Below are 17612 nucleotides of genomic sequence, written 5' to 3' on the forward strand. Positions count from 1 at the left end.
AATTTCAAAGACCACTTGAGGAGCAATGTTATCTTCTTGCCATTGTTTATAGGAACCCCGTCTTCCTTTCGGACGACCAAATACTACCATAACATCGGGAGCAACCGGTCCAGTAATTTTCTTATCTTGGACAGGATACCAGAGCAAATCTCCCGCAATAAAAACGTTAGGAGAATTAGCAAAGAGAATCTCAAGATTTTCTTTGATTTTAACGATCCATTCGTATTGTTCGGTATTATCGGCCATGGGTTTACCGTCACTATCGGGGTATTCAATATCTGGATCAATAGCTGGTGTAAAGGTCATAATTTATACTCTGAGGTTATTTGTTTGAAAATTAAATTCTAGCAGTGAGGTTATCTTTCCCCTCTAGTCCCAAAATAACATCGCCAATAACGTTGATCAAAAGGTTTGTGTACTTTTGTTAAAAAGAAAAAATTTTTTTGACAAAAAGAACAAATTGTGATATGGCATAAATCTCTAACTTGACAAAAATTCCCCGGACTAGAAGCTGATCCAGGATAGCGATCGAGAGTTATAATCGAGCCATTACCCCGCGCTCCCAGTCGGGATGAGAAATCTATGATGACCGCTCTCTACGAGGAAGATTTTGTTCTCTGGACGGAAAAAACCGCCGAACTGTTAAAGCGAAAAGAGTTTGACCGGGTGGACTGGGAAAACCTGATCGAAGAGGTGGAGTGTATGGGAAAAAGCGAGAGACAGGCAATAACGAGTTTATTAACCGTTTTAATCGAACACTTGCTCAAACTATCCTATTGGGAATCGGAAAAAGAACGGAATGCCCGTCATTGGCTCGAAGAAATCGCCAATTTTAGGGTTCAATTGGAAAGAAAGGTAGATAGTCCGACTCTCGCCAATCATCTGCGGGACACTTTCGAGACAGCCTACTCTGATGCCAGAAAATCCCTGATTAACGCGCGGATAGTCGATAAAAATGCGATTCCCCTAGAGTCTATATTCACTCTCCAACAGGTATTAGACGGGGACTGGTTCCCGATCGATATCGAACCTTTTTTGGAAACCCGTCCATAAATTGCAGTCATATCCCCGCAAAAAGATTAGGATTATCAGCGAATATAACCGAATATGAAAGATATCGAGCAAATCCGCCGCCAAATCATCGAACGCTACCAACAATTATCGGCACTCGATCAGGTGATCGTCCGTTTTTTTTCCCTAATCTATGAACCGATTGCCCGCAGCACTTTTCTAGACTGTTTAAATCAAGCTCATTACCGCGACGAGAACAACCGGCGATTTAACGGCCAAACCCTGAAATCCCATTTAGATATCCTCCTAGAAGCGGAAGTAATCACCCAGGACAAAGGCTACGGGCCGCGCTGTCATCCCCTCCTCGTCGAGATTGCCAGCCGTGATAGCATTAGCAAGGGAGAATTCAAGCGTTTTGCCGAGATTATCAAGGCAAAACTGGCGCAACCCCGAACTCGTTGGGATGAAAGCCTAGTTTTTCAGGGAAAAGAGCAATTAATCCGAGAAATACGTCTGGCCATCTATAGTCAGGATTTCGACTCGATCGAACAACAAATCGCCGATTATCAGAAAACCAGCTATTCTTCCTCAAAAACCAGCCTAGAAGACCTTCTCATCCTCATCTACGATAACCCCTTCGATGGGGATTGGTTACGGACGCAACCGACCAAATTTCAAGCCCTAGCACTAAATAGCATTCTTGTCAAGGCTTTTGAAAAAATAACTCGCGCCGATGGATCTTTTTCCCTCCTAGAAGAACTCTGTCAAGACCAGACCAGTGTTTCCGAAGCCCATTTGTGGCTCGAACAGGCAATCATCCGAGGACAAAGCGATAAAGTGCGTCGGTATCTCGATCGCCCCTTCCCAGAAAGCCAAGCAGCAGCAATCGGGGCGATCCGGGGTTGGATTGCCTTTCTAGGGGGGGAAAACAGCAAAGCGATCCAAGAATATACCCTCGCCCTTAAAGCCCTAAAAAAAGCCAAAGGAAAACAAAAAATCTATTTTTCTTCGATTAGCGGCTTCTCCTTTATTTTCGCCCTCCTCAAAGAAGGAACCCCCGAACGTCTCGCCGAAGCCGCCAGCTATACCAGTTGGGCGGCGCGTCAAAACGATCATCCTTTCAGTCCTATCTATGCCCGTCTGGAAAAAATCATCGCTGCCCGTCAGGGAGATATGCAGGCCAAAGACGCAATCATCGACGCGGCGATCAATCCCTACCAAATGGGCCAGGGTCTAGAGACTCTTATCTGTAGTATCTGTCTCTACTGGATGAGTAGCAGCATCGCTAAAAAACATCTGCCCCGCCTACTCTTGCCCCTCTACAAAGATGCCAAGGCGGCCGGCTACCATTGGTTAGCCCTGGAAACCGGGGCCCTACTGTCCCGACTCGATCGAACCCCGGAAGCGGAGGTGGTTATAAAATGGCATCTCCCTTCCCCCCTGGTGGATGCGATCGAACCCCAGGAAGCTTGGCAACTGTGCCTGAATGCCTTGACTAATCTGTGCGCGCCAACACCAACCCCGGGTAAATCTAACCCCGTCGTCCGCCTTGCTTGGTTTCTCTCTATCCATTCCGAGGATTATTTCCTGCAACCAAAAGAACAGAAACTCGACGCGCGGGGTAATTGGAGTCGTGGCCGTCCCGTCTCCCTTAAACGTCTGCGAAAAACCGGGGAAATTGACTATTTAACCCCGCAAGACCTGAAAATTTGCGCCCATATCTTCGTGGAATCCAGTTACTATGGCCAGAACGATTATCACTTTGAGCGCCGGGCTATTATCGAACTGATCGGTCATCCCCTGGTGTTTTGGGAAGATTCCCCCAGAACGCGGGTAGAAATCGTCGCCGGGGAACCAGAATTGCGAGTAAGAAAGGAAAAATCGGGTAAATTAATCCTGTCTTTACTGCCCGATCTCAGCGATCACCAAGAAGTGCTGATTTGGAAAGAAACCCCCACTCGCATTAAGGTAATCGAAGTCAAGCCAGAACACCGAAGCATCGCCGACATTATCGGCAAAAGCAACCGCCTAGAAGTCCCCGACAAGGGCCGGGAAAAAGTCCTGGCCGCGATCAATTCCCTGTCCGGGATAGTGACAGTACATTCCGATATCGGGGGAGGAAAAGCAGCCCGGTCAGTGGCAGCCGATAGTCAACCCCGGATTCATCTCTTACCGGCCGGAGAGGGTTTAAAAGTGGCGGTTCTCAGCCGTCCTTTTGGGGCAGCCGGTCCCTATTTCCAGCCTGGAAAAGGGGGAGAAACAGTAATCGCCGAGATTGAGGGGGAACGGCTGCAAACCACCAGAGATCTGGCTCTAGAGAAAAAACTGGCCCAAACAGCGATCGATTCTTGTCCGATCCTGATCAGTTTTGAGGAGGAAAATGGGGAATGGCGGCTAGAAAATCCAGAGGATTGTCTAGATCTACTGCTAGAATTGCGGGAATTAAACGATAGCGTCCTCGTGGAATGGCCAGAAGGGGAAAAATGGCGGGTGTCGCGTCAGCTTCGATTACAAGACCTACACCTAAATATCCACAGTCAACGGGATTGGTTTGCGGTCAGTGGGGAACTGCACCTAGAGGAGAAATCGGTGCTGAGTATGCAGGAGTTGATGAAATTGCTAGAGGGATCGCCGGGGCGGTTTATTCCCCTCGGAGATGGTCAATTTCTTGCATTAACCGAGGCATTTCGGGAACGGTTACAGGAAATGCGTGCTTTTTCGGAAAAGTCCGGCGACGGTTTGCGGTTTCATCCCTTCGCTGCCCCGATGCTCTCCGAACTCACCGAGGAAGTGGGACAACTCAAGGCCGATAAACGTTGGCGCGATAATTTGCAACGCTTTCAGGAGAGTCAGGATTTTACCCCAGAAGTCCCCTCAACTCTACAGGCAGAATTGCGCGACTATCAATTGGAAGGCTTTCGCTGGTTAGCTAGACTGGCCCGGTGGGGGGCCGGGGCCTGTTTGGCCGATGATATGGGATTAGGGAAAACTTTACAAGCTCTGGCAGTGATCCTAACCCGCGCCTCCGAGGGACCGACTTTAGCGATCGCTCCTACTTCAGTATGTTTGAACTGGATTAGTGAGGCGGAAAGGTTCGCACCCACCTTAAATATCATCCAACTGGGAACAGGCGATCGGCAAGCGCTACTCGATCGACTGCAACCTTTTGATCTGTTGGTCTGTAGCTATGGGTTATTACAGCAGGAAGAAGTGGCCACCATGTTGGCCGGGGTAGAATGGCGGACAATCGTTCTCGATGAGGCCCAAGCGATTAAGAATTTCTCCACCAAGCGATCGAAAGCAGCGATGAATCTGCGGGGGGATTTTAAACTAATCACCACAGGAACACCGATAGAGAATCATTTAGGGGAATTATGGAATCTTTTCCGTTTTATTAACCCCGGATTGTTGGGATCCTTGGAAAGTTTTGATCGCCGTTTCGCCACCCCGATCGAAAAATACGGCGATAAAACCGCTCGCGAACAGTTAAAAAAACTGGTGCGGCCTTTCCTTCTCCGGCGCACAAAAAACCAAGTTCTGGCGGAATTACCGCCCCGTACCGAGATTTTAGTCCCGATCGAGTTAAGCGTCGAGGAGAAGGCGTTTTACGAGGCCTTACGGCGGCGTGCTTTGGAGAAATTAAGCGAGAGTGACAGTACCGCCGGAGCCAAACATCTCCAGGTACTGGCAGAGATCATGAAATTACGCCGGGCCTGCTGTCACCCGCAGTTAGTGGCTCCGGATTTGGATTTAGCCGGCTCAAAATTGTCCCGTTTCGGGGAAATTCTGGATGATTTATTGGATAATCAGCATAAAGCCTTGGTGTTTAGTCAATTTGTCGATCATTTAGCGATTATCCGCAGTTATCTCGATCAACGGCAGATAAAATATCAATACCTCGATGGTAGTACCCCAGCCAGCGATCGGCAGAAACAGGTGAAAGCTTTTCAAGCGGGGGAAGGGGACGTATTTTTAATTAGTTTAAAAGCCGGGGGGACAGGATTAAATCTCACCGCAGCCGATTACGTTATTCATCTTGATCCCTGGTGGAATCCCGCAGTGGAGGATCAGGCCTCCGATCGCGCTCACCGCATCGGCCAAAAACGTCCGGTGACGATTTATCGCTTAGTGGCCAAGGATACGATCGAGGAAAAAATTGTCGATCTGCACCACCATAAACGCGATCTCGCCGATAGTTTATTGGAGGGGACCGACGCAAGCGGTAAGTTATCTACTGACGAATTATTGCGCTTAATGGCCGAGGGATAAAAATATCCCCGACGCAGTTTAGACTAACTTTTTGATAGCCGCTACTAACTGCTCGATTTCTGAGGGCAAAGTGAAATAATGGACACAGGCACGCACACAGAGGGGGTCGAGGAGAGTTCGCAGTAAAAACCCTTGTTTTTCTAGCTGTTGCACTAAATTTTGTGGGGTGATGGCCGAGTCAATTTGAAAGGAAACTAAACCGGATTCTGGCGGAGAATTTTTTAAACATTTCACCCCTTTAATCGTCTTTAATTCTTCCCAGAGATAGGCCGCTAATTGACAGATTTTTTCGTATCTTTGTCCCCCATCACCCCAGGCGTTATGTACCGCAATAGTTGCCCTTAAACCCTCAAATTGAGGATAGGCAGAAGTGGCCACTTCAAAGCGTCTAGCATCGGGTTTCCAACCGATAGGCTGTCCTTGCTTATCTGTTTCAATACCGCGCCAACCGATAAAAGTGGGCTGTAAACTAGGGAAAATTTCGGGACGAATATACAATCCTCCCACACCGGCCGGTCCACACCACCATTTATGACCTGTAAAAGCATAACAATCGGCGGCAGTAGTGCTTAAATCTAAGGGCAAACAACCCACGGATTGGGCAGCATCCACCACCACTAAAACGGGTTTTTCGGTGACAGAATTATCATGACAAAGCTGCGAGATTTCCTTGAGGGGTAAAACCTGTCCAGTATTCCAGAGAACGTGACTGACCACCAAAACCCTAGTTTTTGGACGTAAATGAGCGGAAATGACTTCTATCGGGTTGCCGCCGTTTAAAGTTTCCCGAATAGGACAAGTGGAGATTTCCAGATGATAACGACGGGCAATTTCCCGAACTGTGGCGATAATTCCGGGGTGTTCACAATCGGTTAGTAAAATATGTTCCCCCGCTTGCCAATCAACCCCCCAGAGGGCGATATTACAGCCTACAGTAACATCCTCGGTGATAGAGAGATTGCTCGGGCTGATTCCCAATTCTTGCGCCATTTCTTGCCTGAGAAGTTCCGTTTTTTTGGTAATCCAATCGTTTACCTGTCCTGAAAAAGGCCCCTTTTGTTGGAGAAAATTATAGGTATCGATAATCGCTTCTAATCCGGCCTTGGGCAAGGTTCCCTGACCACCGAAATTAAAATAAACTTTATTGCTAAGTCCCCGAAATTCCTGTCTTTGTTCGGCTAAATCCGGTTTACTAGGGGCGCAATCGAGGCTATTTTCGTCTAAATTCTGCATAAGTGAGGAGATGGGGAGTCAGTTATCAGTTATCAGTTATCAGTTAGAAGGTGTTGGGTTTTGGGGTTTTAGTTGAATTCCCCATTCCCCCATTTTACCACTTCCTGACGACCGACTCCTGACGACTAACGGCTGAATTCTATCGACGGATCAAGTCGCAATTATCACAATAGTATTAAAGCAGAGGAAACATACTTGTGAATGTTTTCTTTTTTTAGTTTATTATTTTTTACCTTGAATGTCAGCCGGGAGGCTATGTATGTTTTACCGATGAGACGGGGCTTTTAAAGGAGCGAAGTAATTCGCCCCAGGGTTCCCCTGATGAAAAGCTGACCAGTATAGAACAGCACTTCGACACATTTCGCCACATTTTGATTCTCCAAACACTTATATTTATATTTATATTTATCGTCCTTGTTAAATATACTCAAAAAAGCTAAGTAGTCGTGCAAAATAAATTTCCTAGTGAAGAAAGGCAAAAAGCAAAAGGCAAGAGGCAAGAGGTGGTTAGATATGTGTAATTAATTTTGCTTAGGTACTTATGATAGGGCATATTGGAAACTGGCACCTCGAGTTGCGCTCGGTTCGACTACGCTCACCGAGCGCAAGGGGAGATTTAAGCTCTATCCGATGAGTGCGATGGGAGTGTCAACAAAATCTGGGCAGACAGGGCCTACCCGATCATAATTATTTCTGGGGAGGGTTGGAAGCGGAAGGACTGCGATCGATGACTTGATCGATTAAACCATAGTCTAGAGCCTCTTCGGCGGACATAAAGAAATCCCTTTCCGTATCCTCGGCGATGAGGTCGAGAGGTTTACCGGTATGACTAGCTAGGTGTTGATTGAGTAATTGTTTGAGATAGAGAATTTCTTTGGCCTGAATTTCGATATCGGTGGCCTGACCTTGGGCGCCGCCGAGGGGTTGGTGAATCATGATCCGCGAGTTGGGTAGGCTCATTCTTTTGCCCGGTTTGCCGGCACTGAGGAGAAAAGCCCCCATACTGGCGGCTAAACCAATACAAATGGTGCTGACATCGGGACGGATTTGATTCATGGTGTCAAAAATCCCTAATCCGGCCGAAACGGAACCACCGGGGGAGTTGATATACAAGTAAATATCTTTTTCGGGGTCTTCTGCTTCTAGAAAGAGTAATTGGGCAACAATTAGGTTAGCCAGGTCGCTGGTCACTTCTTGTCCCAAAAAGACGATTCTTTCCCGGAGTAGTCGGGAGTAGATATCGAAGGCGCGTTCGCCCCGGCCTGTGGTTTCAATAACGGTAGGAATCATTGCGCTTTCTTGTCTTGCTGCTGCGGTTAGTTTTTTGATTTTGACATACTCCCACCGTCAAGCTACGCTGTGACGGGGGATTCTTTCCAGATCACTATCGGAAATTCCTTGTTCAACGAGACAGCTTAGATTCTCAATGTCTCCATTCAAAATCCAGAGGTCGGACTCTCCCAAGGCGTTTGGGTCGGTTTCTGTTTGCCCAACAGTACCGTTGAGATGATTTCCCAAATATTTCAACCCTTTTTTAAGAATATTTATTGCTGCATTATGATCCCTATCTATGACTGTTTGACAATTAGGACATTGATGAGTTCTAGTGCTTAAGGTTTTTTGAACTCTCGTCCCACAAACTGAACAATCTTGAGAAGTAAAATGCGGTGGTACAGCAACACAAACAATCTGATAAATCTTGGCAAAATAATTCAGCCATTGAGTGAATTGATACCAAGAAGCATCGGAAATCGACTTGGCGAGCTTACGGTTTTTGACTAAGTTTCTTACCTTTAAAGCTTCATAGACTACCAAATCATTAGACTGGACTAACGCCAAAGCCTCTTTAATTGCTTTGTCTTTACGTTGTCTTGATACTTTAAGATGAAGCCTAGCTACTTTTACCCGTTGCTTGTGATAGTTTTTAGACTGTTTCTTTCCTTTACGGAATTTCTTAGATAATCGTCGTTGTGCTTTTTGAAGTCGTTTTTCTGACTTTCTTAAATAACGTGGATTTTCTACAGTATTGCCTTGAGCATCGGTATAAAACTCCTTTAACCCTAAGTCAATTCCTGTTATTTGTCCCGTCGGTTTATGGTATTCTTGCCGTTCTACGTCAATCAGAAACTGGCAATAATAACCGTCAGCACGTCTAACAACTCTTACCCGTCTAATCTGTTGCTCTGAATAATAAACTAAGGTTTTTTGACTACACCATAAATCAAATTCTCCTGCTTTAAAGCCATCAGTAAATCTGATTTTACGTCGATCATCAGATAGTTTGTAGCCTGTTAGTTTGTATTCAACAGAACGACTATGCTTTTTGAACCGAGGAAAACCCTTTTTCTCTGGTATATTAGCATGACAATTCTGATAAAACTTACTAATTGATTGCCAGGCTCTATCAGCAGCAGATTGACGTGCTTGTGAGTTTAATTTATTAACCCAAGGAGTCTCTTTATTGTTAGCTAGTACCGAGCAAAGTTTTTGGAGATTATTGCGGGTTGTACCCTTATGATCCATCCAATAACGAACACAAGAATTACGCACAAACTGAGAAGTTTTGATAGCTTCATCAAGCCGGTGATATTGCTCTAGTGTCCCGTTTTTTAGCTTTGCTTCTACGACTAGCATATAACAATTCTCGACCATTGGTTAAGTAGATTATAACACAGTTTGTCCACAGATGGTGGAATTAAACCGATGCTCCGTTGCTAATATTCTGGTCGGATTTCATCCCCCGCTAATTTTTGTGAGTATCTTATCGAAAAATGTAGCGGGGGTATTCATCCGATATTTTAGGTAACTTAGAGAATGGGAAGTGGGGAAGTGGGGAAGTGGGGAAGTGGGGAAGTGGGGAAGTGGCTCTCCCAGCTTTGGTGGGTAAAATGTATTTTAAGATACATTTCTCAAGAGCGAGGGGGTGGAACGAACCACAAAGACACAAAGGACACAAAGATTGATCGATCATATTGTCAATTAAACTTATCACACAGAACCTAGAAGAGCCGGGAAGTGGGGAATTTCAACTAAAACCCCAACACCCTAACACCTAACGGCTAACGGCTAAAAATAATCTTCTCGATGGCATCTAGGGCGGTTTCTAGGTCATCATTGACGATTTGATGGGGGAATTCCTCGCTGGCGGCCAATTCTTCTTGGGCGCGCTCCAGGCGACGGGCGATCGCTGTTTCGGCATCTTTGCCCCGGTCGCGCAAACGACGTTCTAATTCCTCGAAACTGGGGGGTAGGATAAAGATTCTCCTCGCTTCGGGGAAGCTTTTACAGACCTGTCTGGCTCCCTCTAATTCGATTTCTAGAATGACGGTCTGGCCTGCCGCTAATTGAGCGGCGATCGCTGATTGGGGTGTCCCATAGTAGTTGCCCGCGTATTCAGCCGATTCGAGAAATTCTCCGGCTGCCATTTTCTCCTCGAAACTGGGACGGTCGAGAAAGTAGTAATCTTCCCCCTCAATTTCACCCGGTCGAGGTGGGCGCGTAGTGGCGGATACGGACAGGTAGAGGTTAGGGAAACGAGTTAGTAAATGCCGTACTAGCGTACCCTTGCCCACACCGCTAGGGCCAGTAATGACGATTAATTGACCGGGTTGCATGGGGTTAATAACTTAGTTGCTACTATTAACAGGGGCTTCCTTGTTGACCACGAAACGGTGAGCCACGGTTTCTGGTTGAATGGCCGACAGCACTACATGACTAGAATCGGTGATGATCACCGCACGAGTCCGTCTTCCGTATGTAGCATCGATTAAACAGCCTTTATCCCGAGCATCACTGATGATGCGTTTGATAGGAGCCGATTCTGGGCTAACGATGGCGATAACCCGATTAGCGGAAACAATATTACCGAAGCCGATGTTGATCAGTTGTATATCCATAAGTTAACAAAGGTGCAGTCCTTTGTACAAAAGAGTGTGGAGGTATGATTACAATGTTATCGAGAAAGATTTAGCCTTACAACGCTAAAAATAACATTCTTAATCACATTTTAGTATTTTTTCAGGTTTTTTGCGATTTTAATTAAATTTGTTTACACGAGTCTCTATCTTAGGGAATAAAAAGGCAAAAGTCGGGAAAATTAGGGAATTTTGAGGGAATGGGGTGTGGGGTGTAGGGTGTGGGGTGTGGGGTGTGGGGAGATGGGGTTTAGGGTGATGGGAGCTTTTTTCAGTGATCAGTAAACTGAAAACTCACAACTGATCAGTGATCAGTGATCACTGATCACTGATCACTGTCAAGAATGTCCCCGGCAATGGCATGATAATTATGGTAACTAATAAGTATTCTCTATCCTTGGTGGGTGCGTTAGACTATGGGTTTTGCTGATCTATCGATCGCTGATATTGCGGCAGAGTACGATCTGGCCGATGAATCTGTGTTGTCACTTTGCGACCAATTAGGCATCTCCTATAAAGATCGGCAGACTAATCTCGCCCTAGAAGATGCTAAAGCAATTATCTCACTGATTTTATCCCAACGCTCAGGAGTAACCGCCTCTAAAACGGAAACGTCCCCTTGACTTTATTCCCCACTGCGATCTTCTCGGTGTCCGTGATCACTTAGAATCGATCGATACCCTCCCAGAGGAGAAAATTTTTTAGTCACCTTAAAATTCCCTTTCTTGGAACAATTGCGAGTAGGAGAACAATGATCAAACGTTTGATTGTGGCAGCGATCGCTGTAGTCTTTTTTGTATTACAATTCAATCTTAACGGCGCTAGTGCCTTAGAACTCAATGAAAAAAACCTCACCATCACCCTCAATGATGCAGGGGAATCGGTGACTTTGACTTCTGAACAAGCGACGGAAGGACAGAAACTTTTTGTCGCCAATTGTACTAAGTGCCACCTGCAAGGTAAAACCAAAACTAATAATAACGTCAGTTTGGGTCTGGCCGATCTGGCAAAAGCGGAACCTCCCAGAGATAATCTGTTAGCATTGATTGATTATCTAGAACATCCCACCAGTTACGATGGTGAAGATGATCTCAGCGAATTTCATCCCAATGTTAGCCGTCCCGATATCTTCCCAGAATTACGCAATCTGACCGAAGATGATGTGTATAACGTCGCCGCTTATATGTTGGTTGCTCCCCGTCTAGACGAGCGTTGGGGTGGTACAATTTACTTCTAAATTGCCCTCCATATATCCCTCGATCCCTCTAGATTTCTAGGGGGATTTTTGATTAGATAGCAAATAGTTGTAAAAATTCTTTGAGTTCATTTAATACCTCATGCTCAAAGTTCCAAATATGACGTTTGTTTTTCATAACATAATCAAATCCATTCATACTGCATTTCCTGCCAGCTTGTTTTTTGTCTTCTGTGGAACAGGTATCAAATCGTAAATAGTTACTAATCCAAAACTTATCAAAATCTTTGTCTTTAATCGATTTTTCTTGCTTGTTTAAACAATTTCTCCAGTCTTCTAAACAATCCGCATAGGTGGAATCTTGACTTTTAATCTTCTTGAGAACTGTTTCTAGTTCTCCTTGTCCTTCCACATTGGTAAAATAACAAGCAAATTCTGTGATTTGATCTTCTATTGTTGTCAATCTATAAAGCTGACTGGTTTCCCTAATATCTTCCGCTTCTGGATACACCTTTTTCAGACAATCGTTAAGCCAATTTAGTCGCTCTGTCTTAGTATCAGAATCTTGATCGATAATAATACCAACTTTAGGGATAGCTTTTTTACCAAGAGTCGCCTTAATTTCATCGAAAGTGCTGGTTAATTTAGCTTGATCTAAACCCTGTAAACATTTATAGTCATCTTCCTCAAAGCAAATCGGTTTATCTAACTGAATTTTGTTAATATTTAAGTATTTTACTAGGGCTTCGATAAAAATTTTATCATTCTTGCTCTCGACGATTAATAAGTTACTCACCTCTCACCTCATTGCCATGTTTTAAGGCGTACTCTAAAGTGCTTAATTGTCTTTTAATACCAATAATTTTATCAGTTCTGGGACTCCTTGCTAGTTCAAAATAGGCCCCCTGTTCTGGATAATATTCTAACCCCACATCGGCAAAAGCTTGGATCATCTCTAAACTATGGGTTGTGGCAAAAATTTGGCTATCTAGTTCGATAGCTAATCGGAATAAAGTTTTCCAAAACTCTCTTTGATTAGTGTAATGTATACCGTTTTCAATTTCATCAATTAATAAAATAGAACTTTCCTTTAATTTCATTATTATCTGAACTAAGCGATTGATAGCATCTCCAAATAGTGATATTGGTAAACGATTTTCTCCTTTTCTAGTCAGATATAAACTAGGTGAACCAAGATAAAAACTCTCAACATTTTCAATACATGGATCGAGAATGCGAATAGAATTTAGCACTTCATTTTTTTTGCCTTGAAAAACAATAAGTTCATAATCTTCGACTAGATCGGCATTAATTTCTCCCATTGATGTTGTGATTATTGGCATATTCTTGGCACTTTCTGAGCTATAGTCGGATGGTTTTATGTATTGTCCATTCAAGCTAATATTTAAATAATTTTTGGGTGTGGCAATTATAATAAATTCCTCACTCTTTTCTGAGAATTTATCGATTATATTAAATCGCAAAGTAGGTATTATACCTTTTGGAAAATACGATTCTCCTTCTATAAAATCCCGTAACAAATCTAATCCACCAAATAACCCAAATATTTTGGTGCTTCTTGATAACTCTTCTGAAATGTTTTCAGAGAATATAATTCTATTTTCCGTTTCTTGTTTATTCTCGTTTTGGGTTTTAATCAACATTTCTTGCGGCTGATTTTGCCTAAAAAATAAATTTTCAAAAGTCTGTTTTGGTAATGCCTGATGAATTTTTGTTGGTTCTCTTCTCAAGTATCTTAAAAATAAAATATTTTCAGGCTTGTCAGCAACAATTAAAGCCTCTAACAGGGCAGTTTTCCCTGAATTGTTTTTACCGCCAATTAAATTAACTCGCTCAAAACCTTCAATTTTGGTATGCTCAAAACATCTAAAATTACTAATTTCAATATCCTTAATCATGTTGACCTCTGGGCTGAATAAGCATAAATTTAGGGTTAGGAATGACCCGGGTAAGATGGGGATTTTTTTACTTAATTCTAGACGAGAATCGCCTCCAACTCTCAAAAAGGTGACTATCCCCCACCGAAACTGCCGCCCTAAGAGATAATAGAGACAGGGATTTATTTACATTTCTTCATCATGGCTAGAGACTTACGAGGATTTATTAAGCTTTTAGAAGATCGTGGCCAATTACGCCGCATTAGTGCATCGGTCTCTGCCGATTTAGAAATTGCCGAGATCGCTAATCGGATGCTGCAGGTGGGGGGACCGGCCCTACTGTTTGAAAACGTGCAAGAGGCCGAGTTTCCCGTCGCTATTAACCTGATGGGAACGGTAGAACGCATCTGTTGGGCGATGAACCTGAATAAACCCGAAGAATTGGAAGATTTAGGCAAAAAACTCGCCCTCTTGCAACAACCGAAACCGCCGAAAAAACTCTCCCAAGCGATCGACTTTGGTAAAGTGTTGTTTGATGTCCTGAAAGCCAAACCCAACCGTAACTTTTTCCCTGCCTGTCAACAGGTAATTTTAGAGGAGGATGAGGTAGATTTAAAGAAAATTCCGATGATTCGCCCCTATTCCGGCGATGCAGGCCAGATTATCACCCTAGGGCTAGTAATTACTAAAGATTGCGAAACGGGAACCCCTAACGTCGGTGTCTATCGCTTACAGCTACAGTCTCACAATACCATGACCGTCCACTGGTTATCCGTGCGCGGTGGGGCGCGTCACCTGCGAAAAGCGGCGCAAATGGGCAAAAAATTAGAAATAGCCATCGCTTTAGGAGTCGATCCTCTGATTATCATGGCCGCAGCCACTCCTATCCCCGTAGATCTGTCAGAATGGCTGTTTGCGGGATTGTACGGCGGTTCTGGGGTACAGTTAGCCAAGTGTAAAACCCTCGATTTGCAAGTGCCGGCCGACGCAGAAATCGTCCTGGAAGGAACAATTACCCCCGGAGAGGTATTGCCAGATGGACCCTTTGGTGATCACATGGGTTACTATGGCGGTGTGGAAGATTCACCCCTGATTCATTTCCACTGCATGACCCATCGTCGCGACCCCATTTATTTAACCACTTTTAGCGGTCGTCCTCCCAAGGAAGAAGCGATGATGGCTATCGCTCTTAATCGTATTTATACACCGATTTTACGGCAACAGGTGTCGGAAATCAGGGATTTTTTCCTACCGATGGAAGCTTTAAGCTATAAAGCGGCGATTATCTCCATTGATAAGGCCTATCCCGGACAAGCGCGGCGAGCGGCCTTAGCTTTTTGGAGTGCCTTACCCCAGTTCACCTATACTAAATTTGTCATCGTCGTCGATAAGGAGATTAATATTCGCGACCCCAGGCAAGTGGTTTGGGCAATTAGTTCTAGAGTGGATCCGGTTCGCGATGTGTTTATTCTCCCGGAAACCCCCTTTGATAGCCTCGATTTTGCCAGCGAAAAGGTCGGTTTGGGGGGGAGAATGGGAATTGATGCCACGACAAAAATGTATCCTGAAACTGACCACGAGTGGGGGGAACCTTTGGAGTCGGATCCGGCCATGGCGGTCAAGGTTTCCCAACGCTGGTCAGAATACGGTTTAATCGATATTAATTTACAAGAAGTAGATGCCAATAAATTTGGCTATGAAATGTAGATTTATTCGACTAAGCTGTCAGCTAAGAGGCATTTTAAAAGATTTAGAATCTTGTCTTCTGACAAAAGATTCGCAAACTTCAGCAAAAATGATTCTACAGATAATGGTAAACCAAAACGTCAATGTAGAGATTGTGGCGATCGATTTAACACTACCTCAATTTTCTCAAAAAAATCGACCCGCCGCTAGGCGGGAGACAAAGGGCAAAAGAGCAAAATAAGGGAGGGTTAAAGTCCTGGGGAGACACAGACAAACCGAATGATAAAGGTGGTGCGTTAAAGCGGATTGTTAATTTTAGTTTTTTGACCGAATTGATAGCCGCAAACACGCACCTTACACTCTACTAAAAGTGGGAGGTTTTCAACCCAAATTTTCTGGTAAAATGATTAAGGATAATTGGCCAAAACTTTATGAGGATTTAAGCCTGTGATTATCAAAGAGTTAGAAGAGCAACTTCTTGCCCTCAAACCTAGCGAAAAAGTGCAGGTAATCCAGTTACTCGCTCAAAGTCTGGGTGGTGATTGGCAGGGAATTGAGAAAACGCCTAAAGTTTGCGGCGGACAAGCTTGCATTGCCAATACAAGAATTCCAGTTTGGGTGTTAGTAGAAGCTCGTCGTCTTGGTTATAGTGATGCTGATTTATTAACAAGTTATCCGACTATTAAGGCTACGGATTTAGCTAATGCTTGGGTATATGCGGCAGCTCATGAAGATGAGATTGATTTGCTCATTGAGCAGAATGAGGCAGTTTAGGGGATGGCACGTTTTTACGCAGATGAGCAGTTTCCTTTGCCGGTTGTGGAATTGTTGAGAAATTTGGGGCATGATGTTTTGACGGTGCAAGAAGCGGGAAATGCTAATCAACAAATTTAAAATAGAGACAAAATATTCTCATCTAGATGCCACATCATTTCATCTAGATGGAGAATATAAAAGTGAAGAAAAAAAAGAGAAAAAAGAAGAAGAGATTATCAAAGAAAGACCAATAATTATTACCAAAGTATATTCTCGTGACCATCGACCAGATTTGAAACAATGCGTCTTAGACTTAATAACAACCCAGGATGGAGACGTACCATTATTTGTGAGAGTTGGAGATGGAAATGAAGAAGGGTAAGCTGTCTTTGGCAAAATCTTAGTAGAATTTAAAAAACAAATAAAATTTGACAGTATTATGGTCTGTGACAGTGCCTTATATAGTCAAGAGAATCTTTAAATAATTCAACATCTAAAATGGATAAGTAGAGTTCCCATGACGATAAAAAGAGCCAAAGAATTAGTCCAAAATGCAGAAATGGAAGAAATAGATGCCAAGGAAAGAGAAAAAAGGGCAGAGCTAAATTTCTGACAGGGGAACAAGCAAGCTGAAAAGCTTATTTAGCATGGAATACAGACACAGACTCCCAAAAAAGATAGGTCATATTTACTATGTATGACCTAGATAACGAAAATGATAAGTGAACTATACCAGAAAGTGTTAGAAAATGAACTGGGACGAGCCGGATATCTACTGTTGTTAATGATAGTTGGAACCTGGCAAATACTAAAGCAAGCCAAGTTAGAGATATTAGCAGAAGCACTACCAATACCAATCCTGTTTGAGAGTCGGAGAAAACAACTAAAAAGATTTTTAAAGCTGGAAATTCTGAATATTGAAAAATCTGGTTTCTCTGCTTAAAAGAGATGTTAAAACAGCAGGAGAGATTCACAATAAAAGGATTAGTATATATTGCCATAGACCGAACGAGTTGGGGAGCAATTAATATCTTGATGGTGAGTCTAATTTATGACAAGAGAGCCATCCCAATCTATTGGGAGATATTAGATAAAAAAGGAAGTAGTAATCTCGAAGAACAGCAGCGAGTATTGGGGAAAATATTGACGGTGCTATCAGGTCATAAAATAGTGGTATTAGGAGATAGAAAATTTTGCTCGGTCAGTCTTAGAAAGTGTGTTCAGAAAAAGAGTTTGTACTTTTGTTTAAGACAAAAACAAAGTACAAATGTGAAGACAAAATAAGGAATTTATCAAGAAATGAGAGAGTTAGGTTTAAGTCCAGGAACTCAACTATTTTTGAATGATGTCAATATTACAAAAGAGCAGGGATTTGTCCAGTTTAACTTAGCTGGTAAGTGGAAAAAAACCTATCGGGGTTTTAAAACAAAAGAACCTTGGTATATTCTGACTAACTTTGGAGATTTAGAGACGGCAATAATTGCCGATCAAAAAAGATTTGATATTGAGGAGATGTTTCGAGATTTTAAGTCGGGAGGCTATAGCTTAGAAGGTTCTCAATTAGCACCGAAATACCTATCAAAGCTGATAATTGTTATAGCTATCGCCTATACAAGTGCCACAATGCAAGGTAAAAAAATTAAGGATATG

The 17612-nt window shown here is 43.5% G+C and carries 16 protein-coding genes and 2 pseudogenes; 10 read left to right on the plus strand and 8 right to left on the minus strand.

Annotation, left to right across the window (positions count from 1 at the left end):
• Window positions 1-306 (minus strand): Uma2 family endonuclease (locus tag PN470_RS14120; protein ID WP_272104715.1); only part of this gene is annotated, 306 nt, incomplete at its 3' end.
• A 276-nt stretch (window positions 307-582) separates the two neighbouring features.
• Here PN470_RS14120 and PN470_RS14125 point away from each other — a divergent pair.
• Window positions 583-1053 (plus strand): DUF29 domain-containing protein, encoded by a 471-nt coding sequence (locus PN470_RS14125; protein ID WP_271930397.1) that lies wholly within the window; start codon window positions 583-585, stop codon window positions 1051-1053.
• 54 nt (window positions 1054-1107) lie between these two features.
• Window positions 1108-5280: a DEAD/DEAH box helicase gene (locus PN470_RS14130; protein ID WP_272104716.1), complete on the plus strand. Its 4173-nt coding sequence runs from the start codon at window positions 1108-1110 to the stop codon at window positions 5278-5280.
• Window positions 5281-5298: 18 nt separating this feature from the next.
• Here the strand turns inward: PN470_RS14130 and PN470_RS14135 are convergent, their stop codons facing one another.
• The 5 genes from PN470_RS14135 to remA all read right to left on the minus strand — a co-directional run bounded on the left by PN470_RS14135 (window position 5299) and on the right by remA (window position 10409).
• Entirely contained in the window at window positions 5299-6513 is a 1215-nt protein-coding gene (locus tag PN470_RS14135; RefSeq protein WP_272104717.1) for an aminotransferase class V-fold PLP-dependent enzyme, read from the minus strand.
• Between the two features lie 687 nt (window positions 6514-7200).
• Window positions 7201-7842, minus strand: a complete 642-nt coding sequence (gene clpP / locus PN470_RS14140) for an ATP-dependent Clp endopeptidase proteolytic subunit ClpP (protein WP_223210934.1) — start codon at window positions 7840-7842, stop codon at window positions 7201-7203.
• A gap of 18 nt (window positions 7843-7860) precedes the next feature.
• Window positions 7861-9147 carry an RNA-guided endonuclease InsQ/TnpB family protein gene (locus PN470_RS14145; protein WP_043997185.1) on the minus strand — a complete coding sequence of 429 codons (1287 nt, stop codon included), beginning with the start codon at window positions 9145-9147 and terminating at the stop codon, window positions 7861-7863.
• 425 nt (window positions 9148-9572) lie between these two features.
• On the minus strand, window positions 9573-10127 hold the full coding sequence (gmk, locus tag PN470_RS14150) for a guanylate kinase (protein ID WP_002754643.1): 555 nt from the start codon (window positions 10125-10127) through the stop codon (window positions 9573-9575).
• 12 nt (window positions 10128-10139) lie between these two features.
• Window positions 10140-10409: an extracellular matrix/biofilm regulator RemA gene (gene remA, locus PN470_RS14155; protein ID WP_002737924.1), complete on the minus strand. Its 270-nt coding sequence runs from the start codon at window positions 10407-10409 to the stop codon at window positions 10140-10142.
• Window positions 10410-10843: 434 nt separating this feature from the next.
• Between remA and PN470_RS14160 the strand changes: the two genes are divergently transcribed.
• Both PN470_RS14160 and psbV read left to right on the plus strand, forming a co-directional pair.
• Window positions 10844-11050: a hypothetical protein gene (locus PN470_RS14160; protein WP_002735525.1), complete on the plus strand. Its 207-nt coding sequence runs from the start codon at window positions 10844-10846 to the stop codon at window positions 11048-11050.
• Between the two features lie 128 nt (window positions 11051-11178).
• Window positions 11179-11664, plus strand: coding sequence for a photosystem II cytochrome c-550 (psbV, locus tag PN470_RS14165; protein WP_002774070.1), 486 nt, complete (start codon window positions 11179-11181; stop codon window positions 11662-11664).
• 52 nt (window positions 11665-11716) lie between these two features.
• Here psbV and PN470_RS14170 read toward each other — a convergent pair whose 3' ends face one another.
• Together PN470_RS14170 and PN470_RS14175 are read right to left on the minus strand one after the other, a co-directional pair.
• Entirely contained in the window at window positions 11717-12418 is a 702-nt protein-coding gene (locus PN470_RS14170; RefSeq protein WP_002774073.1) for a DUF3226 domain-containing protein, read from the minus strand.
• Window positions 12411-13541: an AAA family ATPase gene (locus PN470_RS14175; protein ID WP_002754646.1), complete on the minus strand. Its 1131-nt coding sequence runs from the start codon at window positions 13539-13541 to the stop codon at window positions 12411-12413. Before PN470_RS14175 ends, PN470_RS14170 begins: the two co-directional genes overlap by 8 nt.
• 180 nt (window positions 13542-13721) lie before the next feature.
• Here PN470_RS14175 and PN470_RS14180 point away from each other — a divergent pair, with 180 nt between their 5' ends.
• The 6 genes and pseudogenes from PN470_RS14180 to PN470_RS14205 all read left to right on the plus strand — a co-directional run.
• On the plus strand, window positions 13722-15227 hold the full coding sequence (locus PN470_RS14180; RefSeq protein ID WP_271935180.1) for a UbiD family decarboxylase: 1506 nt from the start codon (window positions 13722-13724) through the stop codon (window positions 15225-15227).
• Between the two features lie 426 nt (window positions 15228-15653).
• Window positions 15654-15980 (plus strand): DUF433 domain-containing protein, encoded by a 327-nt coding sequence (locus tag PN470_RS14185; RefSeq protein ID WP_002774079.1) that lies wholly within the window; start codon window positions 15654-15656, stop codon window positions 15978-15980.
• 3 nt (window positions 15981-15983) lie between these two features.
• On the plus strand, window positions 15984-16100 hold the full coding sequence (locus tag PN470_RS14190) for a DUF5615 family PIN-like protein (protein WP_002737600.1): 117 nt from the start codon (window positions 15984-15986) through the stop codon (window positions 16098-16100).
• Window positions 16084-16569, plus strand: a pseudogene (locus PN470_RS14195) (IS1634 family transposase); the annotation flags it as partial. The gene PN470_RS14190 and the pseudogene PN470_RS14195, both read left to right, overlap by 17 nt.
• A 132-nt stretch (window positions 16570-16701) precedes the next feature.
• Window positions 16702-16905 carry a hypothetical protein gene (locus PN470_RS14200; RefSeq protein ID WP_272104718.1) on the plus strand — a complete coding sequence of 68 codons (204 nt, stop codon included), beginning with the start codon at window positions 16702-16704 and terminating at the stop codon, window positions 16903-16905.
• Window positions 16906-17261: 356 nt separating this feature from the next.
• A pseudogene (locus PN470_RS14205) lies at window positions 17262-17612 on the plus strand (IS4 family transposase); the annotation flags it as partial.

Source organism: Microcystis sp. CS-574 (genome assembly GCF_028329095.1).
Classification (GTDB): domain Bacteria; phylum Cyanobacteriota; class Cyanobacteriia; order Cyanobacteriales; family Microcystaceae; genus Microcystis; species Microcystis ichthyoblabe_A.

Coding starts and splice junctions, on each gene's coding strand:
- PN470_RS14130 (WP_272104716.1), top strand. CDS start 1,108: ATGAAAGATATCGAGCAAATCCGCCGCCAAATCATCGAACGCTACCAA.
- PN470_RS14125 (WP_271930397.1), top strand. CDS start 583: ATGATGACCGCTCTCTACGAGGAAGATTTTGTTCTCTGGACGGAAAAA.
- gmk (WP_002754643.1), bottom strand. CDS start 10,127: ATGCAACCCGGTCAATTAATCGTCATTACTGGCCCTAGCGGTGTGGGC.
- PN470_RS14135 (WP_272104717.1), bottom strand. CDS start 6,513: ATGCAGAATTTAGACGAAAATAGCCTCGATTGCGCCCCTAGTAAACCG.
- PN470_RS14190 (WP_002737600.1), top strand. CDS start 15,984: ATGGCACGTTTTTACGCAGATGAGCAGTTTCCTTTGCCGGTTGTGGAA.
- psbV (WP_002774070.1), top strand. CDS start 11,179: ATGATCAAACGTTTGATTGTGGCAGCGATCGCTGTAGTCTTTTTTGTA.
- PN470_RS14180 (WP_271935180.1), top strand. CDS start 13,722: ATGGCTAGAGACTTACGAGGATTTATTAAGCTTTTAGAAGATCGTGGC.
- PN470_RS14145 (WP_043997185.1), bottom strand. CDS start 9,147: ATGCTAGTCGTAGAAGCAAAGCTAAAAAACGGGACACTAGAGCAATAT.
- PN470_RS14160 (WP_002735525.1), top strand. CDS start 10,844: ATGGGTTTTGCTGATCTATCGATCGCTGATATTGCGGCAGAGTACGAT.
- remA (WP_002737924.1), bottom strand. CDS start 10,409: ATGGATATACAACTGATCAACATCGGCTTCGGTAATATTGTTTCCGCT.
- PN470_RS14175 (WP_002754646.1), bottom strand. CDS start 13,541: ATGATTAAGGATATTGAAATTAGTAATTTTAGATGTTTTGAGCATACC.